The following is a 20,784-nucleotide window of genomic DNA, read 5'->3' as shown; positions in this document are numbered from 1 at the left end:
ACCAAACATTCATGAGTGTTCCGGGCACCCTCCATCACAATGCAATCACCATCACGAATGAACGAAGCGACGTAAAGACTGCATTTTTCGTAAGAAACAGTAACCCCCTTTCGACCGCAGAAACAGCGGATGAAGGGGGTTTTTAGCTTCCGGCCCAGCTCGTTGAGGGTAATACAAACGAATTCTGCAGGTGGCGGCCAGGCGCGCCATACAGTGAAGCAGTGTGCGTCCGGAGCAGACCATCGCGCGGGATGCAGCAGCAGTTCTATTAGAAACGGGACTGAATACAAGCTGCAGCTATCCGGCTGTGGTGCCGGGCACACACTTCGCGCTGGAGGTGCGTCACTTGGTGTCGTATGACTTGCATGACGGTGGTCAACTACCAGCCGATTGTATGGGATTATTTTCTAATATCCTCGTATTCAGGTTTCAAGCAGCACCCGGCCGGTTAAGGAAAGATCGTAGCCTTGAATAGCGCGCAGCTCTCCTTGGAAGGCTTCGGATTGCAAAATTTCAATAACTCCCTGAATCCAGGTTAAATTTTCGGGTTTTTTGAGCATGACCAAATCGTAGCGTTCCTGAATAAGCGGGATAAAATCCACGCCGCCAACCAGCAGGGCGGCCTTTTCAATCCCTACGCCAGCATCAGCCTCTCCCGAGGCCACCTTGCCGGCTACCGCAAGATGCGTCGACTCTTCGTACAAGTATCCGTCCAAGGCTGACGGTTCCATGTGATGCAGGCGCAGCTGCTCATCCAGCAGCACGCGAGCGCCTGCGCCTTTTTCCCGGTTCATGATGCGCAGTCCGGGCTGCTGCAAATCCGCCCAGCCGTGAATTCCGCGGGGATTGCCCTTTTGGACGTAAAGCCCGGCTTGACGGGATAACAGATTGACGACCACGTAGGAGGAGCCGACCAGCAGCTTGCGGATGTAAGGGATATTATATTCTCCGGTGTCTCCGTCGAGCAGGTGAGTGCTGACAATATCGGATTTGCCTTGATACATGGAGATTAGGCTGTCCATGCTTCCGACATATGCACGCAGCGGGCGTAAGCCGGGGAGCTGCTTTTCCATATGCTTGGCCAGTATGTCCAGACTCAGATCCTGCCCGGTAATGACAACATGCCGCGCTTCAGATACTGAGGGCGGCACGGCCGGATCAGGGGTAGGACGAGATACATCGGAGACAGCCGGAGTTAAAGCGCTTTGTTTGCTTTTGGCGCGCTGTTTATAGGCTTCAAGATCAGAGGCATCCACGCGCATTTGCTTGCCGACCCGGTACGAGGGCAGCTCCCCTTTTTTAATTAAGTCGTAGACTGTGAGCTTGGATATTTTGAGCAGCTTGGCGATTTCTTCGGTTGTATAGGAAATGTCGCTGGACATGGTGGTCCTCCTCATTGTTCGGTGCGGCTTGTGCGTAATACCTTACTTATAATGATACATAGATAAGCATGTGATTTTCAATCCCTTGTAAAAACACATGATTTAGCTGGATCAAGAGGTTTACAAAATAGAAAATGATTATTTATAATTAGTTATATCTAAATAATACCAAATATAGTTGTTGGGGAGGAAACATGCGATTAATCATGAGGTTTAGTGTGATTTTGTCTGCCGTTGCGGTTATGCTGCTCATGATCGGCTGCGGGGCGAAGCCGGAATCCGGAACGAGCGGCCAGACGGCAGCGCCCAAGGCTTCACCTGAGGCTCCGGCTGCAGCAGTAGAACTCACCGTTTCTGCGGCAGCCAGCCTTACCGACGCGCTGAAGGAAATCCAGAAGTTGTATGAAGCGGAGCACAAAGGCGTAAAGCTGAATTTCAATTTCGGCGCTTCGGGCACGCTCCAGCAGCAAATCGAGCAGGGCGCCCCGGCGGATTTGTTTTTATCGGCAGCTGCCAAAAACATGAAGACGCTGGTGGATAAGCAGCTTGTAGAAGCGGGAAGCCAAAAGACAGTGCTGCTGAATGAGCTGGTTGTTGTCCTTCCTGCTGACGGCAAGGTGCCGGTTGCCGCGCTGGCGGATGTAACGAAGCCGGAGGTCAAGCATGTGGCCATCGGGATTCCGGAGAGTGTCCCGGCCGGTCAATATGCCCAGGAAGCGCTGAAAAACGCCAAGCTGTGGGACGGCCTTCAGGAGAGGCTGGTACAGGCCAAGGACGTCAGGGCTGTACTGCAATATGTCGAAACCGGAAACGCTGACGCGGGCTTTGTATACAAGACGGATGCACTCACTTCGAGCAAGGTCAAAATCGCTTTTGCTGTAGACGCGGGGATGTACAAGCCGGTAGAGTATCCGTTTGGTATTGTAAAAGGGACTCAGCACAGCACAGAGGCTCAGCAGTTTTACGACTATTTGCAGACGCCGGATGCGATGAAGGTATTTGCCAAATACGGCTTTTCAGCCACCAAATAGAGACATTCAGTAAGGATGCTGCTTATGAGTTGGCAACAATTTTGGGCGCCGGTCCAGCTATCGCTGCAGGTGGCGCTCGTATCCAGCGTCATCGTTATGCTGCTGGGCATAGCGGCGGCTTGGGGCATGACAAGAATCCGGTTCAAGGGAAGGCTGGTCGTGGAGACCGTAATCATGCTCCCCTTGGTGCTTCCTCCAACGGTTGTCGGCTTCCTGCTTCTGGTGCTGCTAGGGCGCAAAAGCTGGGCGGGGCGCGCCATAGAATGGCTGTTCGAGGCCCCGATTGTGTTCTCCTGGTGGGCGGCTGTAGCGGCTTCGGTTGTTGTGGCCTTCCCCCTTGTGTACCAGACGATGAAAACGGGCTTTGGCGGCGTAAACCGGGATATGGAGGATGCAGCCCGTTCCTTCGGAGCGGGGGAGTGGCAGGTGCTGTGGCATATTACTCTACCGCTCGCTGCGCCATCGCTTATCTCCGCCTATATTCTTGGATTTGCGCGCAGCCTCGGGGAGTTTGGGGCGACCTTGATGATTGCGGGCAATATTCCCGGCCGGACACAAACCTTGCCTACGGCTATTTATGTTGCGGTGGATGGAGGGCATATGTCTCTGGCTTGGGCCTGGACCGGTGCGATTGTGCTCTTTTCCTTTTTCCTGCTGCTCCTGACCGGACGCAAGAAGACGGAGTAACGTTTTGTTGAGCTGTGGTAAGCGGATGTGTTTCTTTTTGGCGCTGCCCGGCGGCTCAGCTTAAACCTTGTTCTCTATTCCTTGCAAGTTGACGGGACTCCTGACATGTGTTACGTTTGATATATTGAATGACGAGCGGAAGAACCGCCTATGCTTCGCAAACCTGGTTTGCGATCATGGGCGGTTTTTTTGTTATTTTGAAATACTGACTACAGTTAGGAGAGAGCGCATTGAAACGACTCCTTATGGTTTGTGTCCTGATGCTGGCTTCCATTTTTGGCGCTGCCTCTACGGCAAGCGCTGATGAGCAGCCTGTGCGGGTTTATTTGCAGGGCAAGCAAATGAGGTTTGATGTAGAGCCTGTAAACGAAAAGGGCACCCTGCTGGTACAGCTCCGCCCGTTGTTTGAACAGCTCGGTATGCGGGTAATTTGGGATGAACCTGCCAAAAAAGTGAGGGGCGAGGGCGGGATATGGAATGTCGAGCTTCAGCTTCAGGCGAAGACGGCGAAGGTTAACGGCGAGTCGGTGCAGCTTGATGCTCCGGCCCGTGCCATCAACGGCGTGACCATGGTTCCCCTTCGCTTTGCTGCGGAGTCGTCCGGCATGCAAGTCAAGTGGGATGAGGAGAAGCAGCAGGTAGAGATTACAGAAGGCTTGAACGTGGCCCTGAAAACACGGCAATACGGCGGGGCCTCCTACGATCCGGCGAATGCTTCCTTTTTAAAAGGGAAATATTCCACAACGATAACCGGGCAGGATGACAAGCTGTATGTATACTGGTGGAGTGAAGCGAGCTACCGTTCGACCACGTATATGTACAATTACGTTTCTATCTTGCAAAACGGCATCTGGCTTTCAACTGCCCGTCAAGTGACCGGCTTTGCCAAGAAAAAAGACGTCTACTACAAGCAGGTGCACCACGGGAACAAAATGTATATTCGGGATGATATCGGCATCCGGCTCGTACAGGTATCCGATTACGGAGTGGCCTCCGGGGAGGAGCGCTATATGGTGAGAAGCTCGACCTCCAGTAAGGATGAAATCCTGCAGATCGTACATTCCGGGCGGAAGACGGGCATTTTGTTCGGGACGGCCGATTTGCTGGGCATCTACTTCGATGACGGAACGGCGGTGAGCGTGAAGGACCAGCACCGGGTGCTGACCACGCAGACGGGAAGCCCGAATCAGTTGGTATATAACGCGGACACGAAGCGCTTGCACCTGTTTAACGGCAAATCCATCCGGCAGCTGGAGGTGCAGACGGGAGAGCTTGTTTATGATGAGAAAGGGAAGGATTTTAGCATATCCCCGGTCAAGGATACACTTATCGCAGCCCCGTCCTACCATGATGGAAAAATGTTTTATGCTTACCGGACACCGTCCAGCTCCAGAATCCGGTTTGTCTCCATCGATGACTCGCTCCGGATAGAGGAGCAGCTGTCGAACTACTACCTGGACCCGGATTTCTTGAATCCGCAGCTGTTCGTTTTCCAGGCTCAGTTCCAGCTTGTTCATCTGGCCGAATATCAGCGCCGGCCTGCCCTGAAGGCCGTACTTGTCACGAGGAATTAGAGAAATAAATCCGAATACAGGCTGCGCGCCCCTTTCAGGCAAATATACGGCACAATTCTTGACATGACGGACCTGTTTTCCTTATAATAGTTGCAAACTCACCATCATTTGACAGGCTTTGAAAAGGAGTAGTAATTCTGTCCCGTTTTTTGCAGAGAGCCGGGGAATCAGGTGCAAGCCGGCAGGACGGAAGGAATGAACTCGCCTTGGAGCCGGACGGTCAGGACCTGGCGGCCCCGAGAAGTTGATTTTTCTGGGTCCGAGCCGTTACCGCTGCCCCCGTTATCGGGCTTCGAGTGAGCATACGCCAAAGTATGGCTGATGCTAACTAGGGTGGTACCACGGGAACCGACAGCTCTCGTCCCTAGCGTTAGTCCGCTAGAGACGGGGCTTTTTTGCTGATTGGACGCTTTAAGCGTGTCATCCGGGAAGCAGCTGAAATCCGCATGGACATCCGTACCGGCTAAGAAGGCTGCCGCAGATGGAGTACACCGACGTATATCCGTTTAGAAACGGCAGCACAGGAAAAGGCTTGGAAGCACAGCGGCAGGATTGGATTATGCTGGCCCGCGCCGCTTTTTATTTGATTGAAATTGAAGGAGGACCTGTAAGCTATGGCAAAAGAAACAACTGCGCACGGATATAATCCGCAGGCGATAGAACCGAAATGGCAGCAATACTGGGATCAAAACAAAACCTTTAAGGTGCTGGAGGGCGAAGCCGGCAAGGGCAAGCCGAAATTTTATGCGCTGGATATGTTTCCGTATCCGTCAGGGGCCGGGCTGCATGTAGGCCACCCGGAAGGCTATACGGCAACGGACATCGTCTCGCGTTTTAAGCGGATGCGCGGCTATAACGTGCTGCATCCGATGGGATGGGACGCATTCGGTCTGCCTGCAGAGCAGTATGCCATCGATACGGGGAAGCACCCGCGTGATTTTACAATTAAAAATATTGATAATTTCCGCCGCCAAATTAAAGCGCTCGGCTTCTCTTATGATTGGGACCGGGAGTTCAGCACGACGGACCCGGATTATTATAAATGGACGCAGTGGATCTTCATCCAGCTGTACAACAAAGGGCTGGCCTATGTGGCGGAGGTGCCGGTGAACTGGTGCCCGGCTCTCGGAACCGTGCTTGCCAATGAGGAAGTGATCGACGGCTTGAGCGAACGGGGCGGCCATCCGGTTATCCGCAAGCCAATGCGGCAGTGGATTCTGAAAATCACGGAATATGCGGAGCGTCTGCTGGAGGATTTGGAGGAGCTGGACTGGTCCGAAAGCATTAAAGATATGCAGCGCAACTGGATTGGCAAATCCAAGGGCGCGGAAGTGCAGTTTGCAATTGAAGGGCACGACGGGGCGGGCCTGACCGTGTTCACAACTCGTCCGGATACCCTGTTCGGGGCAACCTACTGCGTACTGGCGCCGGAGCATGAGCTGGTGGCTCAAATTACGACGGCAGAGCAAAAGGCCGCTGTTGAAGCGTATCAGGATAAGGCAGCCCGCAAAAGCGATTTGGAACGTACCGATTTGGCTAAAGAAAAAACGGGCGTATTCACAGGCGCCTATGCGATCAATCCGGTCAATGGCGCCAAAACGCCGATTTGGATCGCGGACTACGTTCTCGCTGGCTACGGAACCGGAGCAATTATGGCGGTGCCTGGGCATGATGAGCGGGACTGGGAGTTCGCGAAGCAATTCGGTCTGCCGATTATCGAGGTTGTCCAGGGCGGCAATGTAGAGGAAGCGGCTTACAGCGGCGATGGCCCGCATGTGAATTCGGAGCTGCTGAACGGCCTGAACAATGCCGAGGCAATCGCCCGGATGATTACGTGGCTGGAAGAGAACGGAAAGGGCCAAGGCAAAGTAACCTACCGTCTGCGCGACTGGCTGTTCAGCCGCCAGCGTTACTGGGGCGAGCCGATTCCGGTACTGCATCTGGAGGACGGCACGATGAAGACCGTTCCGGTCGAGCAGCTTCCGCTCGTACTGCCGGATGTGGATCAAATCAAGCCTTCAGGCACCGGTGAATCTCCGCTGGCGAATGTGGAGGACTGGGTAAACACCATCGATCCGGAAACCGGCATGAAGGCGCGCCGCGAGACGAATACGATGCCGCAGTGGGCGGGAAGCTGCTGGTACTACCTGCGCTTCATCGATCCCAAGAACGATAAGGAAATCTGCTCACCGGAGCTGCAAAAGGAATGGCTGCCGGTCGATCTGTACATCGGCGGTGCCGAGCATGCGGTGCTTCACTTGCTGTATGCCCGTTTCTGGCACAAGGTGCTCTACGACCTGGGTGTGGTGGCGACGAAGGAGCCGTTCCACAAGCTGGTCAACCAGGGTATGATTTTGGGCGAGAATAATGAAAAAATGAGTAAGTCCCGCGGCAACGTAATTAACCCGGACGTCATTGTGAACGAGTACGGCGCGGATACGCTGCGCGTATATGAAATGTTCATGGGGCCGCTGGAGGCGACCAAGCCGTGGAATGCGAACGGGGTGGAAGGATCGCACCGTTTCCTGAGCCGCGTATGGCGGTTGTTCGTGAATGAAGACGGAACACTCAATCCGAAGATTACAGCGGAATCGGCAAGCAATGAGCTGAACCGCACGCTTCACAAAACGATTAAAAAAGTGACGGAAGATTACGAGGCGCTGCGCTTTAACACCGCTATCAGCCAAATGATGATTTTTGTGAATGAAGCATACAAGGCGGAGACTCTTCCATTGGAAGGCTTGAAATCCTTCGTGCAGCTGCTGTCCCCGATTGCGCCTCATATTGCGGAAGAGCTGTGGGAGCGCCTGGGCGGAACCGAGAGCATCACTTATGTGCCGTGGCCGGTGTATGAGGAAGCGCTGACGGTTGACAGCGAGGTTGAAATTGTCGTTCAGGTGAACGGCAAGCTGGCCGATCGGGTGCGTATCGCCAGCGACCTCGACGAAGCGGGCATGCAGGAGCTTGCGCTCGGGCTTGACCGGGTGAAGGAGCTTTCCGCCGGAAAAACCGTCCGTAAGATCATTGCTGTAAAAGGCAAGCTCGTCAATATCGTGGTCGGCTAAGCAGCTTGATTCATAGGCCGGTCATCAGCCGGCAATCGGAATAGAATGGATGTCCGGCTGACGTATGCTTCGGCCAAGCCGCATGTAAATCACCGAGACAAGTTGGGAGACGGACACGATTTTTCCAAAATCAATAAAACATACAGGGCAGTTTAGCCGGAAGAAGAAAAGAGAGGCGAAAAATCCTCCGCTTTGTTCCGGCAGCCTTGCTTAAGCAAAGCAGGCTCCGATGCCCGGACGATTACTTGCACAGTCGTGCAGTTAACCGTCCGGGTACGGAGCCTTTTTGATTGAGTCAAAATCTGTGCTTCCGCTTCTTAATAAGGTAGTTGTTCCGACTCAGCCTATAAACGGCCGGGTTCCGAAAAGCAGTCGAAGCCGCCTTATGATTCAGTGGGGCTATACACTGGAGAATTTCTCCGCCAGCCGCTGTAAATCTTCTTCGTATTTGGCATGTGTGACCTGGATAAGCTTTGAAAATACATGATCCAGCTCCGATTCCAGCAGCTTCAGTCCTTCGGCTGTTATACCGCCGGGGACGCTGACCCGCTGCTGGAGCGTCTCGGGAGACATGTTGCCGGATGTCAGCAGGAGACCTGTGCCAAGCGCCATCTCGGTTACGAGCTGCATTGCGGTTTCGCGGCTTAAGCCGGTTTCCTCTGCAGCGGCTTCGGCGAATTTCTGCAGGAAAAAGGCCAGAAATGCGGGACCGCAGCTGGAGATGTCCGAGCTGACGCGAGTATACTGCTCACGGATCTCAACAGGCTTGCTGATGAAGCTGAACAGCTGCTCCAACCGGCGGCGGTCTCCCTCATGAATACGGGTGCCGAAGACGCATAGCGATACACCGCTCAATACCTGGTTGGTAATGCTCGGGATAATTTTGGCGACCTTGCAGGGGGTTTGGCTTTCCAGCACATGGACCAGCACCGGACTGGTGATGGAAATGAGTGTTTGCTTCGCGACGAGCCGCGGACCGATTTCATCCAGCACGGACTTGAATTCCAGCGGTTTGATGCAAAGCAGTATCAAATCGCATTCTTCTGCAATGCTTGCGTTGGATCGGGTCGCCTCGAGCCCCGGATATAATGCAGCCAGACGTTCCGCTTTGGCAAAGGTCCGATTGCTGGCCATGATTTCACCCGGCTCAAGCGCGCCCGAGCGCAAAAAAGATTCGATGAGAATCGTGCCCATGCTGCCAGTGCCTATGAAACCGACCTTCATCGAGAATCCCTCCTTCTTCGAACGTGTTGGCCTGCAAAGGAGCATGACGCCGCTTCAACGGTGCTCACTTGTGCCCATATAATTACAATTATTCGGTCCGTGCGACCGATATGCCGGAATTGCAAAAACTTTCTCAAAGGGTTAGGCCAAAGGAGCGAACGGAAAATGCAATTTTCAACAAAATGGATGATTGCCGCCGCTGTTGTACTGGCCGGGGGGCTAGGCGCCATCGGCTGGGCGACCAGTACAGATACGATCGCGCCGGCAGGCTGGCGGGTAGTAAATACACAGGTAGCGGGGCTTTTGCAGGAGGCGCAGGCGGACAAACAAGGAGGGTCCGGTGTCAAAATCGCACACGGGCCTCAAGCTTCAGCACAGCCTTCGACCTCCCCATCGCCGGGAAAGCCGCAGGAGCCGAAAAAGCCTGCAGCCTCAAGCCCCATTGTAAGGCTCAATGCTGCTACTCTGGAGCAGCTTATGACTTTGCCGGGGATTGGGGAGAGCAAGGGCAAAGCGATTTTGGCATACCGGGAGGCGCACGGGCCTTTTCGTAAACCGGAAGACCTTCTGAAGGTAAAGGGCATCGGGGCCAAGACATTAGACAAATTCCGCGACAGATTGGATGTGAGCGTCTCCGGTACACCGTAGACTTTATCATGCATAAAGGAAGTTTTCTTTTGCTGTTGATTATGCGACAATGGAGTAGGCAGCCTGATTAGCTGCCAATTCATGGATGAGAGGAATGGACAAAGGATGGCAGAAGAAAGCAAGCTTTCCCTGGAAACACTCGCAGTGCACGGTGGACAAGAAATTGACCCGACGACCCTGTCCCGTGCGGTTCCGTTGTACCAAACAACATCTTATGGTTTCCGTGATACCGAGCATGCCGCAAACTTGTTTGGTCTCAAGGAATTCGGAAATATTTATACGCGTCTCATGAACCCGACAACCGATGTGTTCGAGAAACGCCTGGCCCTGCTGGAGGGCGGTGTCGGCGCGCTGGCAACAGCCTCAGGACAAGCAGCAATTACGTACTCCCTTCTGAACATTGCGGGAGCCGGAGACGAGATTGTATCCGCTTCAAGCCTGTACGGGGGAACGTACAACCTGTTTTCAACTACGCTGGCCAAGCTCGGCATTAACGTCAAATTCGTGGATCCGTCCAATCCGGAAAATTTCCGCGCTGCCATTACGGAGAAAACGAAGGCACTGTACGCGGAGACGATTGGCAATCCCAAAGGGGATGTGCTTGATATTGCCGCGGTTGCAGCAATTGCCCATGAGCACGGTCTGCCGCTGATTGTGGACAATACGTTCCCGAGCCCGTTCCTGCTGCGTCCGATTGAGCATGGCGCGGATATTGTGGTTCACTCCGCAACGAAGTTTATTGGCGGTCACGGCACCTCGATTGGCGGCGTCATTGTCGACGGCGGCAAGTTCGACTGGAAAGCCAGCGGCAAGTTCCCGGGCCTGACCGAGCCTGATCCAAGCTACCACGGTATCGTGTATGCCGATGCAGTTGGACCGATTGCCTATATCATTAAAGCCCGCGTGCAGCTGCTGCGCGACATGGGGGCGGCTATTTCCCCGTTCAACTCGTTCCTGCTGCTGCAAGGGCTGGAAACACTTCACCTGCGTATGGAACGGCACAGCAGCAATGCGCTCGCTGTAGCGAAGCATCTGGAGCAGCACTCAGCGGTTGAATGGGTCAGCTATGCCGGTTTGCCAAGCCATCCTTCCTACGAGCTGGCTCAAAAATATTTGCCGAACGGACAAGGGGCGATCCTGACCTTTGGCATTAAGGGCGGTGTAGACGCCGGACGGAAGCTCATTAACAGCGTGAAGCTGTTCTCCCATCTGGCGAACGTAGGCGATTCCAAATCGCTGATTATTCACCCGGCCAGCACGACCCATCAGCAACTGAGCGAGGCGGAGCAGGCCAGCGCCGGCGTAACGCCGGGGATGGTCCGCGTTTCGATTGGTACAGAAGGCATCAACGATATTTTGGCCGATTTGGACCAGGCTCTTGCTGCCAGTCAGAACTAAACAGATTGCAGTACCAGCAGGAATGCAAGTGAAAGGATTCGAGCAGGTATGACGATTCGTAAAGACTGGGATACGTATTTCATGGATATTGCCTATATGGTGTCCACGCGTTCACAATGCCTGCGGCGTCATGTGGGAGCTGTGCTGGTGCAGGGGAAGAAGCTGCTCGGCACAGCTTATAACGGAGCGCCGATGGGAGCCCCGGATTGCGGCGAAGCCGGATGCATGATTGTGGAAGAGCTGGAGCTGAAGGTGACGGACGGGCGCGAGGAAATTGTAAAAAAGCAGCGCTGCATCCGGACGATTCATGCCGAGCAAAATTTGCTGCTCTTTACGGACCGGCACGACCGTGAGGGCTCGACCGTCTATGTGACGGATCAGCCGTGCTGGACATGCGCCAATATGCTCGCCAATAGCGGCATTGTGGAAATCGTCTACCACCGGCCGTATCCGAAGGACAATGAGAAGGTGCGGGCGCTGCTGGAGAGCCGGGGAATCGTATTCCGGCGCATGACCGGGTATGAGGCGCCTGGCGGAACGCAGCTTGAGGTCACCAACTAACCGTTAGCCGATCCCGCTTTGCGGGATGTAGCGGCAAGTAATGGTATAGAGGTGCTTCAGGGGAAACGCCTTGCCGGCTTGTTAAACCGAATACTGTAACCAGGGGAAGAACCTCTTTTTTCGCGGGATGCTGCGGGAAGAGGTTCTTTTTGTCGTTCGAAACAAGAAAAGAGGAAGAAGCATGGAAAAAATTCAAACCGGGGAACGCCGGTCGTTGGTGCCGTCTGTTCGTAGGCCGGTGGTGGCGGCAGCGGTGTTATGGGTTGGCGGCAGTGCAGCGGCCTGGCGTTTTCCGCAGCCGTGGATGTCCTGGGAGCTGGCCTTGGGCTGCTGTTTGACGATGGTGCTTATAGCTGCCTTGGAATTCCGACGAGCCTCATGGCTGTATATGCTGCTGCTGTTCGGCACTGCGATGGGCATGTACGGCTGGAACGAAGCCCGGAATGTATCGGATTTGTCTCTGCTTGCCCGCAGTATACCGGCCATTCAGGCGGAGGGCATGCTTGGCTTTCAAGGTGAAATTGTTTCCAGGGCTGAGGTTGACGGCGACCGCCTGAGCTTTACCGCCCGCGTTGAAACGGTATTTGTGCCGAAGCTGGAGCCGGCATCCCCGTCCATGGAGCAAACAGACGGCGATGAGGCGGGAGCTTGGGAAGAGGCGCTGCCGGTGCGGGAGCTTATTCAGGTTAGCGTGCGACTAATGACACCGGAGGAGCAGCAGCTCGCCCGGCAGTGGCAGAGAGGCGATCGGATAACATGGAGCGCCGAGCTGCGCGAGCCGGGGACGGCTACAAATTATGGCGCTTTCGATTACCGGCAATATTTAAAGCGCAACCATATTCACTGGCTGGCAGCGGCCAAAGGACTCGATGCCTTTGAGCTTCAGCCTCCCGCTTTGTGGCGCGAAGCCCCCTGGCTGCGCCTGCTTCGTTTGAATGATGCTGTCCGTATCGGACTCGGCAACCGGCTGGACGAGCTATTTGGAAAACAGGAGGGCGGGTTTATGAAGGGGCTGATTATCGGGCTTCAGGACGATTTGGACCCGCAGCAGTTTCAGCAGTTCTCACAGCTTGGTCTGACCCATATATTGGCTATTTCAGGGCTGCATGTGGCTGTATTCGTAGGCGGCTGCATGTGGATATTCCGCTTGGCCGGGTTGACCCGGGAACGCAATTTGACGCTCTGCATCTGTCTGATCCCGTTCTATGTTTTGCTGTCCGGCGGGGCGCCGTCCGTGCTCAGGGCCGGAATTATGGGGATGCTGGCCCTGTATGCGGCGCGCCGCAATTTGCTGAAGGACGGGCTGAATCTGGTGTGCCTGACAGGAATCCTCATGCTGCTGTGGGAGCCGTATTATTTGTTCGATGTCGGGTTTCAGCTGTCGTTTCTCGTTACGATCGGGCTTATCGCCGGTGTGCCGCCGGTGATGGGCTGGCTGCCTGTGCAGCGGGAATCCGTTCGCAGCGCTTTGGCAGTGACAACCGTGGCGCAGGCGGTTTCTTTTCCGCTGTCCGTCTATTATTTTAACCAATTCTCATTGCTGTCCTGGTTTGCGAATCTGCTGCTCGTGCCGCTAATCAGCTTTGTTACGCTCCCGCTCGGATCGGCGGCTTTACTCCTGTCCTACCTGTTTCCCTGGCTGGCCCGAGGAATAGCCTGGCTCACCTCCAGACTGAATGAAGCGACATTTTGGCTGGTAGGCATGGCGGCAAACGTAAATTCGCTGGAGCTGGTATGGCCAAGTCCGGAAATCTGGTGGCTGGCGGCCTATTTTGTACTTTTGGCTGCGTTGTACTGGACCTTTGAGCTTTGGCGGGAGCGTGGGCTCCGCTTGCCTTTTCTCGCGGCCGGCCTCGCGTTTGCGCTGCTGCTTTGGCATGGGTACAGTCCGCTGCGCTTGGACCGCACAGGCACTGTACAGGTGCTGGACGTCGGACAGGGGGATGCGATTTTGATCCGAACGCCGCATAATCGGCATGTGCTGGTTGACGGCGGGGGGACGCTTTCATTTTCGAAGCCCGGGGATGAATGGAAAACACGAAGCGATCCGTATGAGGTCGGGCGCAAGCTGCTGGTCCCCTTGTTAAAACAACGCGGGGTCCACCAAATCGATTACCTGCTGGTGACTCATCTGGATCAGGATCATGCCGGCGGCTTGCTTGCCGTGCTGGACCAAATTCCGGTCAAGCACCTGATTTTCAACGGTACGCTCAAATCGGGAAGCGCCTCGGAGCAGCTGTTTGCGGTGGCTCTGGACAAGGGGATTCCGCTGCTGGCCGCCTCCGAGGGGGACAGGCTGGCTGTTGATGCCAAGACAGAGCTGACATTTTTGGCTCCCGCGCGGGCGGAAGAACCAGGCCGAATCACGGTGGAAAATGAGCAAAATGAGCATTCGTTAGTTTTTCTGATGAAGATGCTGCACAAGACGTTTCTGTTTACGGGGGATATCGGAGTGGAGGAAGAGCAGCGGATTTTGGATCGGCTGGAGCAGGCTGCCCTTTCGGAGAAGACGGAAGCCGCCGGGAATGGGCGGAACGCGATAAGGCAGGTCCCGGCGCCGGATCAGGCGCAGCCCTTGGCCATTACTGCAGCAGCCGCAGCGGGTGAAGATGAAGAAAAACAACAAGAACAAGGCGGAATAGATGTATTAAAGGTGGCCCACCACGGAAGCAAGTCCTCCACCAGCGAGGCTTGGGCCGGTTATTGGCGGCCGCAGTACGCGGTTATTTCGGTGGGGCAGTTCAACGCCTACGGGCATCCCAATGACGGGGTAGTCAGCCGCTTGGAGGAGCATGGCGCATCGATTTTACGCACTGATAGCGGGGGAGAGACGCAGTTTATTATAACGGAGGACGGGATGCGGATACGCAGCAAGCGGGAGGATTCGGACTAGGCGGCTGATTTTTTCACCGAAAAGGAAGACAATGTCTTTTATTTGGGCGGAAAGCAGGAATTTGGCGGGAATTGTCGTATTTTTCTTTGAGGCATGTATTTTATTGTATTGTATTGACTAGTTTTTGAAAAATGGACGGATAACATGTAACGAGAGGAGCAGCAGCATTGGGAACGATTTTATCCTTCTTATTGGCCGTGAGTTTATTATTTCAAGGGACAAGCGATCAGGCGTCTATTTCAGCCGGCTCGGCGGCGCAGTCGGGGACTGCTGCGGAGAGCCCTGCAGGCTCAACTGCAGCAGAGTCAAGTCACGAAAGCCAGCAGGAGCGGAAAACGTATACGGCCGCACCGGAGCTGACCATTGACATTACCAAATCCTATACGGCCACCGTAACAACGAATAAAGGAAGCTTTACGATGGAGCTTTATGCAGACTCCGCCCCGAACACGGTCAACAACTTTATTTTTTTGGCCCGTGAGGGATATTACGATCAGGTTATTTTTCATCGGATTATCGAGTCGTTTATGATTCAAACCGGCGATCCGACAGGGACGGGCAGCGGCGGACCCGGTTACCTGTTCAACGATGAACTGGGCGGTCCGCATACCTATGAGCCCGGGATTGTAGCGATGGCGAACGCAGGGCCGAATACGAACGGAAGCCAGTTTTTTATTTGTACGGGCGAGGACAGCCTGTTCTTGAACCATTATCCGAACTATACGATTTTCGGCAAAATTACAGAGGGTATGGATGTGGTTCAGGCGATTGCGGCCACACCGGTTGGCACTAACCCGCTCACTCACGAAATGAGCGCTCCGCAGGAGGAGATCAGCATTCAATCGGTCACCGTCCAGGAGCAGGAATAAACGAAAGCGCGCATCCGACAAAAGCGGCCCGAAATTAGAGTGATTCCAAACAGTCAGACCGTGTATAGTTAAGCCGCATGGAGGGCATGAGTCAGGTACTGTACCGGGCTTGTGCCTTTCTATTTATGCCATCATCCGGTGTCCTACAGGCAGCTTTAAGCACGTTTATCGGATTACAAAACAGGCCGGAGAACAGACCGTTGTTCGCTGCTCTGCGATGGTGTAGCAAGAGGGTAAAAAGCGGATGACACGGGGGCTTGTCGGCTGATGCTCTGTTTCGACAGCTTTCAGCGAGATTTCAGCTTTTTTTGATTGACTCAGGCTGGCGTATCAGTCTACGATGATGTAGATTGGCATTTTTTGTGCACTTTACATAGACTCTAAAACCGGGGGTAAAGGATGGCGAATTTCTCATCAGAACGTGAATATTGGCTGGATACGCTGAACAAATTGGCAGGCCCGGTGCTTGAGGCGCTCGGGGCCAGACAGCTAAGGGTCCGGATGCCTGTGGAGGGACAGCCGCAAAGGGCTGCTTTCTCACACTTGGAAGCGCTTGGAAGGCTCCTTACCGGTATTGCTCCATGGCTTGAGACGGGCAGCCGCAGAGGGGACGAAGGGCTGCTGCGGGCCAAATACGCTGTTCTCGCCCGGGCTGCAATCGACGCGGGAACAGACCCGGAATCGCCGGACTACATGAATTTTGAAGAGGACTATCAGCCGGTGGTAGATACGGCGTTTTTGGCGCATGCGATTTTGCGGGCGCCGACAGAGCTGTGGGACAAGCTGGATAACCGGGTACGGCAAAATGTGGTCCGGGCGCTGAAGCTGACGCGATCGCGCAAGCCATTCTTCAATAATTGGCTGCTGTTTGCGGCAATGACGGAGGCCTTGCTGTACAAGGCCGGCGAGGATTGGGACCCGATGCGGATCGATTATGCGCTGAAGCAGCATGAGCAGTGGTATGTGGGCGACGGCTTTTATGGGGACGGCCCGGCATTTCACTGGGATTATTATAATAGCTATGTAATTCTCCCGATGCTGGTGGACGTGCTGGAAACCGTGGGCCAGGCCTTGCCGGAATGGCAGGCAACCAAGGAGAAGGTGCTGCGGAGAGCGCGGCGCCATGCAGTGATTCAAGAGCGGCTTATCGCACCGGACGGCACGTTTCCGGCTATCGGCCGTTCATTGACGTACCGGACGGGCGCGTTTCAGCTCCTTGCGCAAATGGCGCTGCGCAACGAGCTGGACGATTCGCTGCAGCCTGCCCAGGTACGCTGCGCGCTGACGGCAGTCATGCGCCGCACGCTTGAACCGGCCGGCACGTTTCATGCGCAGGGCTGGCTGCAAATCGGGCTCAGCGGGCATCAGCCTAGCCTGGGAGAAGGGTATATCAGCACCGGGAGCTTATACTTGTGCTCGGCCAGCCTGCTGCCGCTTGGACTGCCGGAGGATCATCCGTTTTGGCAGGGGAAAGCCGAGTGGACATCTCGTCAAATCTGGTCCGGCCGCCATGTTCATATTGACCATGCGCTTTACGATTAATAAGTTTATGAAAAAGCTAAATCTTTAAATCGCATTTGTCGATAAATGACTTAATAGCGTGTGTCCATTGGCCGGAGTCTGTCTGCATTCGACAAATTCCAATTCCCGGATGCCATTCAACAAGAAATGTAATGCTGGAGGAGATGAAACAATGCGGTTGAAGAAAGCAAGGCTGCTGCCAATACTGCTCATCATGACGCTGGTTGCAAGTTTATTCGGCGGAATGAGCGCATCGGCGGCGACGACAGAAACCATTTCCAAGCTGGTGTTAAGCAAGAACGAGGTTGCGCTGGAGGTCGGCTCTACCGCATCGTTGACGGCTACCGCAATTTACGAGAGCGGAACGACGGAGACCGCTACGATCAAGGCGGACTGGAGCTCTAGCGACACAACAGTAGCAACAGCTTATGCCGGGGTCATTACGGCCAAGGGCAAGGGCACGGCGGTGGTAACGGCGACTTACATGGGACAAACCGTGATTGTCAATGTTACCGTCAGCAAGAAGGTCCGCTCTTTGATTAAGGATAAGCAGTCGCTTGATTTGCGTAAGGATGACTCGGAGCAAATTACTGTAACCGCTTATTACGATGATGGCACTTCAGAGGATGTAACCGCCAAATCGACGTGGAACATTGACAACGGTTCTGTTGCAACCGTATTTGACGGAAAAGTGACCGGTCTTGCCTCCGGCTCCGCCAATGTCACGGCGACCTACAACAATCAAACGGTTACGGTTCCTGTCAACGTGGAAATTGCCAAACGGGTGGATGCCAGCCAAACGGAAATTTCGCTGCTGCTTAATGACCCGGTGGATGTTACCCTGGAAGCAACCTATCCGGACGGTACGAAGCAGGATGTAACGGCTAAGGCGGAATGGGAGTCCGAGGACCCCAGCATTGCCGATGTGCTGAACGGGAAAATCACAGGCTACAGCGCCGGGAAGACGACGATTTACGGTACTTACGGCACCAAAACGGCTGCAATTGCCGTTGAGGTAGATAACGCCATTAAGCTGGAGCTGAACAAGCAGAGCCTGCTGATTAAAAAAGGAAATACCGAGCAGCTGGTGCTGAATGCAAGCTATGCCAGCGGAGATCCGGAAGACATCACAGCCCGCGCGACATGGACCTCCAGCAATAACGATATTGTCAGTGTTGTAAAAGGAAAGCTGATTGCCAACGCAATCGGGGAAGCGACGGTTACAGCACAGTACGGCGATAAGACCGTAACGGTTAAAGTCGATGTGGATGTGCCTAGACGATTGGATGCAAGCAGCGACGTGCTGTATATGCAAACAGCGCAGTCCTCCCAAATTACATTGACCGCCACTTATGCGGATAATTCGGAAGCGGATGTAACGGCAGACGCCGAGTGGAGCGTCAATAATACGGATATTGCCTTTGTGAACAAAGGGAAGGTCACGGCGTACAAAGCCGGTGAAGCACTTGTTACGGCTAAATACGGCGATAAAACGGTCACAATCAAGATATCTGTTGATGTGCCAAGCACGCTTTCGGTAAACAAAAAAACGGTAAACCTGCAGGTCGGCGGCTACGAGCAGGCTGTTCTGAAGGCGCTGTATACGGACGGATCTGAAGTCGATGTAAGCAGCAAAGCCGAATGGACCAGCAGCGATTCGGCGGTTGTGGATGTCCGCAACGGACTTATCTCCGGGGTTGATACAGGCACCGCAACTGTTACCGCTAAATATGGAACCAGAACAACGACGATTAAGGTTTCTGTGGGTCTGCTCAAAAGTCTGACGACCACAAGCGATTTGACATTAGCCCTAAGCAAGGGCGATACGAAAACGATCAGCCTGACCGCTGTCTACATGGACGGCACCAGCAAGGATGTTGTCGCAGATGCCGAGTGGACAAGCTCCAATGCCACAGCGGTTACCGTTGACGCTGGTGTAATTACCGCTCTGGAATCGGGCGAAGCCACGATTACAGCGGCTTTCGGCGGTAAAACGGTGACGCTGGCTGTCAAGGTGGACATGGCGAATAAGCTCAAAGCCAGCACCGCCCTGGTCTCGTTTGATTTGGGCGACACGAAGTCGATTACGCTGACAGCGACGGATGCCAATGATAATGCGATTGATGTAACCAAGGAAGCGGAGTGGATCTCCAGCAATGAAAGCATGGTGCTGGTATCCAGCGAAGGCGTACTGACACCGGTCGCCCGGGGGAAAGCCACCATTACAGCCAAGTATGGCGGCAAATCTGTCACGATTTCGGTTGAAATCGGCGTAGTGCAGACACTGGAAGTGAGCAAAAAGTACATTAGCGCCAAAACAGGCGATACAGTACAGCTTACGCTGAGCGCAACCTTGTCCGATGGGACGAAGCGGGACGTTACAACGGATGCTGTCTGGAAATCCAACGCGTACAAGGTTGCCGATGTCTCAAACGGCCTGGTCACAGCAGTTTCGGCAGGCAGCACCAACATTTCCGCCACATTCGGCGGCAAGACGGTGACGGTTCCGATTGCGGTGGATACGTTGAAATATTTGAAAACGGATTTGATTCTTGTTCAAATGAAGGCGGGCTCTACGACACAAGTGACAGCTCTTGCCACGTTCGAGGATCAATCGGAGGCTGATGTGACGGTAGACGGCTTGTGGACAACGTCCAGCCTGAAGGTGGCCGATGTGAAGGACGGAACGATTCGGGCAATCGGCAAAGGCAAAGCAACGATAACAGTCACCTATGCGAAGAAGAAGACGTACGTGTATGTGACGGTAACTGAATAATCCTGCAAACATACGCTGGCTTCGGATTAAACCGGGGCCAGCTTTGTTGTTGTTATGGGAACCGGGGCGTTTGTTCCTGCCGCTGAACAGCATGGGATAAGCTTTGTGCTTTTTATACTATCTCGCACTATGTTACTATTGGTTTAATGATTCGTGGAAAGGAAGTGCAAGCCTTGGGCGGAGCACAGGAGCAGCAGGCGTCGGAAACCGGATTGCAGCAGCAGCTACGCATTGCGGAGGAAGCGTTTGAGCTGAGGCTGGGACCTGATTTATATGTGCGTGGAGAGGTTCGGCTTGTGCCGGAACAAAGACAGAAGCCGGTGCTCGTTATTGTACATGGATTTAAAGGATTTAAAGATTGGGGATTTAACCCTTACGTGGCAACACGGTTTGCGCAGCAGGGTTACGCGGTTGTGGTATTTAACTTTTCCTGCAATGGAGTACATAAGACGGATTTCGATGAGCTGGAGAAATTTGCGGTGAATACGTATTCCCGGGAGCAAGCCGACCTGCAAGAGCTGATGAAGCATGTGACGGAGCGGACGCTGCCGCTTGGCGGCTTGTTCGACACTGAACGGATTGCGCTGCTAGGCCACAGCAGGGGAGGGGCTAACAGCATTATACATGCTGCGGCCAACCCGTCCATCCGGGCGGTGGTCACCTGGAACAGTATTGCCGATTGCAATTTGTTTGACGAGGCCTTTCGGCAGGAGGTGCTTTCCGCTGGTGTAGGCTATGTGCCGAATGCGCGGACAAAGCAGCAAATGCCGATTCGCGCTGAATTTTTTGAGGATTTGGATGTAAATAAGGAGCGGTATGACATCCCGGCTGTTCTCGCCGGCCTTTCGGTTCCGGTGCTGCTTCTGCAGGGCGATCAGGATTCGGAACGTCTGGTGAAGGGGAACGCCCGGCTCCGCGAAGCGGCTCCGCAGCATACGTATATAACGATTGAAGGCGGCAGCCACACCTTCGGTGCTGTCCATCCGTTTGCCGGAACGACAGCGCAATTGGAGGAAGCGGTCCGGCTGACCGAGCAATTCGTACAGAAGCATGTTTCTGGAATGGAACTGCCGTAAGTAAACGGCTGCATCAAAGCTGAGCTGGATCAGGGCAAACGGCTGCCTTATCCGCTTGCACCGCAGTTATCGGCACAAA

The 20,784-nt window shown here is 54.3% G+C and carries 15 protein-coding genes and 1 other annotated feature; of the genes, 13 read left to right on the top strand and 2 right to left on the bottom strand.

Translation table 11 applies throughout. The features are described from left to right. Window positions 1-422 precede the first annotated feature (422 nt). On the bottom strand, window positions 423-1,382 hold the full coding sequence (locus WBG83_RS17135) for a helix-turn-helix transcriptional regulator (RefSeq protein WP_336746471.1): 960 nt from the start codon (window positions 1,380-1,382) through the stop codon (window positions 423-425). Between the two features lie 194 nt (window positions 1,383-1,576). On the opposite strand from WBG83_RS17135, the gene modA reads away from it, so the two are divergent. From modA to leuS, 5 genes are all read left to right on the top strand, one after another. Next, window positions 1,577-2,413, top strand: coding sequence for a molybdate ABC transporter substrate-binding protein (modA, locus tag WBG83_RS17130; protein ID WP_336746470.1), 837 nt, complete (start codon window positions 1,577-1,579; stop codon window positions 2,411-2,413). A gap of 15 nt (window positions 2,414-2,428) precedes the next feature. After that, on the top strand, window positions 2,429-3,100 hold the full coding sequence (gene modB, locus WBG83_RS17125) for a molybdate ABC transporter permease subunit (RefSeq protein ID WP_336746469.1): 672 nt from the start codon (window positions 2,429-2,431) through the stop codon (window positions 3,098-3,100). A gap of 230 nt (window positions 3,101-3,330) precedes the next feature. After that, window positions 3,331-4,674 (top strand): stalk domain-containing protein, encoded by a 1,344-nt coding sequence (locus WBG83_RS17120; protein WP_336746468.1) that lies wholly within the window; start codon window positions 3,331-3,333, stop codon window positions 4,672-4,674. Window positions 4,675-4,783: 109 nt separating this feature from the next. After that, window positions 4,784-5,043: a binding site (T-box leader), on the top strand. A 112-nt stretch (window positions 5,044-5,155) separates the two neighbouring features. After that, window positions 5,156-5,320, top strand: a complete 165-nt coding sequence (locus WBG83_RS17115; protein ID WP_336746466.1) for a hypothetical protein — start codon at window positions 5,156-5,158, stop codon at window positions 5,318-5,320. Continuing rightward, complete coding sequence (leuS, locus tag WBG83_RS17110) at window positions 5,289-7,739, top strand: leucine--tRNA ligase (protein ID WP_336746465.1); 2,451 nt, start codon at window positions 5,289-5,291, stop codon at window positions 7,737-7,739. The genes WBG83_RS17115 and leuS overlap by 32 nt, the downstream gene beginning before the upstream one ends. A gap of 399 nt (window positions 7,740-8,138) precedes the next feature. On the opposite strand, the gene comER is transcribed toward leuS, so the two are convergent. Beyond that, entirely contained in the window at window positions 8,139-8,963 is an 825-nt protein-coding gene (comER, locus tag WBG83_RS17105) for a late competence protein ComER (protein WP_336746464.1), read from the bottom strand. A 165-nt stretch (window positions 8,964-9,128) separates the two neighbouring features. Between comER and WBG83_RS17100 the strand changes: the two genes are divergently transcribed. From WBG83_RS17100 to WBG83_RS17065, 8 genes are all read left to right on the top strand, one after another. Beyond that, window positions 9,129-9,611, top strand: a complete 483-nt coding sequence (locus WBG83_RS17100) for a ComEA family DNA-binding protein (protein WP_336746462.1) — start codon at window positions 9,129-9,131, stop codon at window positions 9,609-9,611. Between the two features lie 105 nt (window positions 9,612-9,716). Next, complete coding sequence (locus WBG83_RS17095) at window positions 9,717-11,009, top strand: homocysteine synthase (protein ID WP_336746460.1); 1,293 nt, start codon at window positions 9,717-9,719, stop codon at window positions 11,007-11,009. A gap of 48 nt (window positions 11,010-11,057) precedes the next feature. Next, window positions 11,058-11,570, top strand: a complete 513-nt coding sequence (locus tag WBG83_RS17090; protein ID WP_336746459.1) for a deoxycytidylate deaminase — start codon at window positions 11,058-11,060, stop codon at window positions 11,568-11,570. A 181-nt stretch (window positions 11,571-11,751) separates the two neighbouring features. Continuing rightward, window positions 11,752-14,463, top strand: coding sequence for a DNA internalization-related competence protein ComEC/Rec2 (locus WBG83_RS17085; RefSeq protein ID WP_336746457.1), 2,712 nt, complete (start codon window positions 11,752-11,754; stop codon window positions 14,461-14,463). A 167-nt stretch (window positions 14,464-14,630) separates the two neighbouring features. After that, the gene (locus WBG83_RS17080) at window positions 14,631-15,332 is read left to right on the top strand and encodes a peptidylprolyl isomerase (RefSeq protein ID WP_336746455.1); all 702 of its coding nucleotides are present in this window, start codon (window positions 14,631-14,633) and stop codon (window positions 15,330-15,332) included. A 399-nt stretch (window positions 15,333-15,731) separates the two neighbouring features. Next, on the top strand, window positions 15,732-16,874 hold the full coding sequence (locus WBG83_RS17075) for a DUF2264 domain-containing protein (RefSeq protein WP_336746454.1): 1,143 nt from the start codon (window positions 15,732-15,734) through the stop codon (window positions 16,872-16,874). Between the two features lie 151 nt (window positions 16,875-17,025). Continuing rightward, on the top strand, window positions 17,026-19,629 hold the full coding sequence (locus tag WBG83_RS17070; protein ID WP_336746453.1) for an Ig-like domain-containing protein: 2,604 nt from the start codon (window positions 17,026-17,028) through the stop codon (window positions 19,627-19,629). 173 nt (window positions 19,630-19,802) lie between these two features. Next, window positions 19,803-20,705 (top strand): alpha/beta hydrolase family protein, encoded by a 903-nt coding sequence (locus WBG83_RS17065; RefSeq protein WP_336746452.1) that lies wholly within the window; start codon window positions 19,803-19,805, stop codon window positions 20,703-20,705. The last annotated feature ends 79 nt before the right edge of the window (window positions 20,706-20,784 follow it).

Source organism: Paenibacillus sp. y28 (assembly GCF_037137075.1).
GTDB lineage: Bacteria > Bacillota > Bacilli > Paenibacillales > NBRC-103111 > JBBBNV01.
Note: the sequence above shows the minus strand (reverse complement) of the source record. Positions and strands in the feature narration are given on the sequence as shown.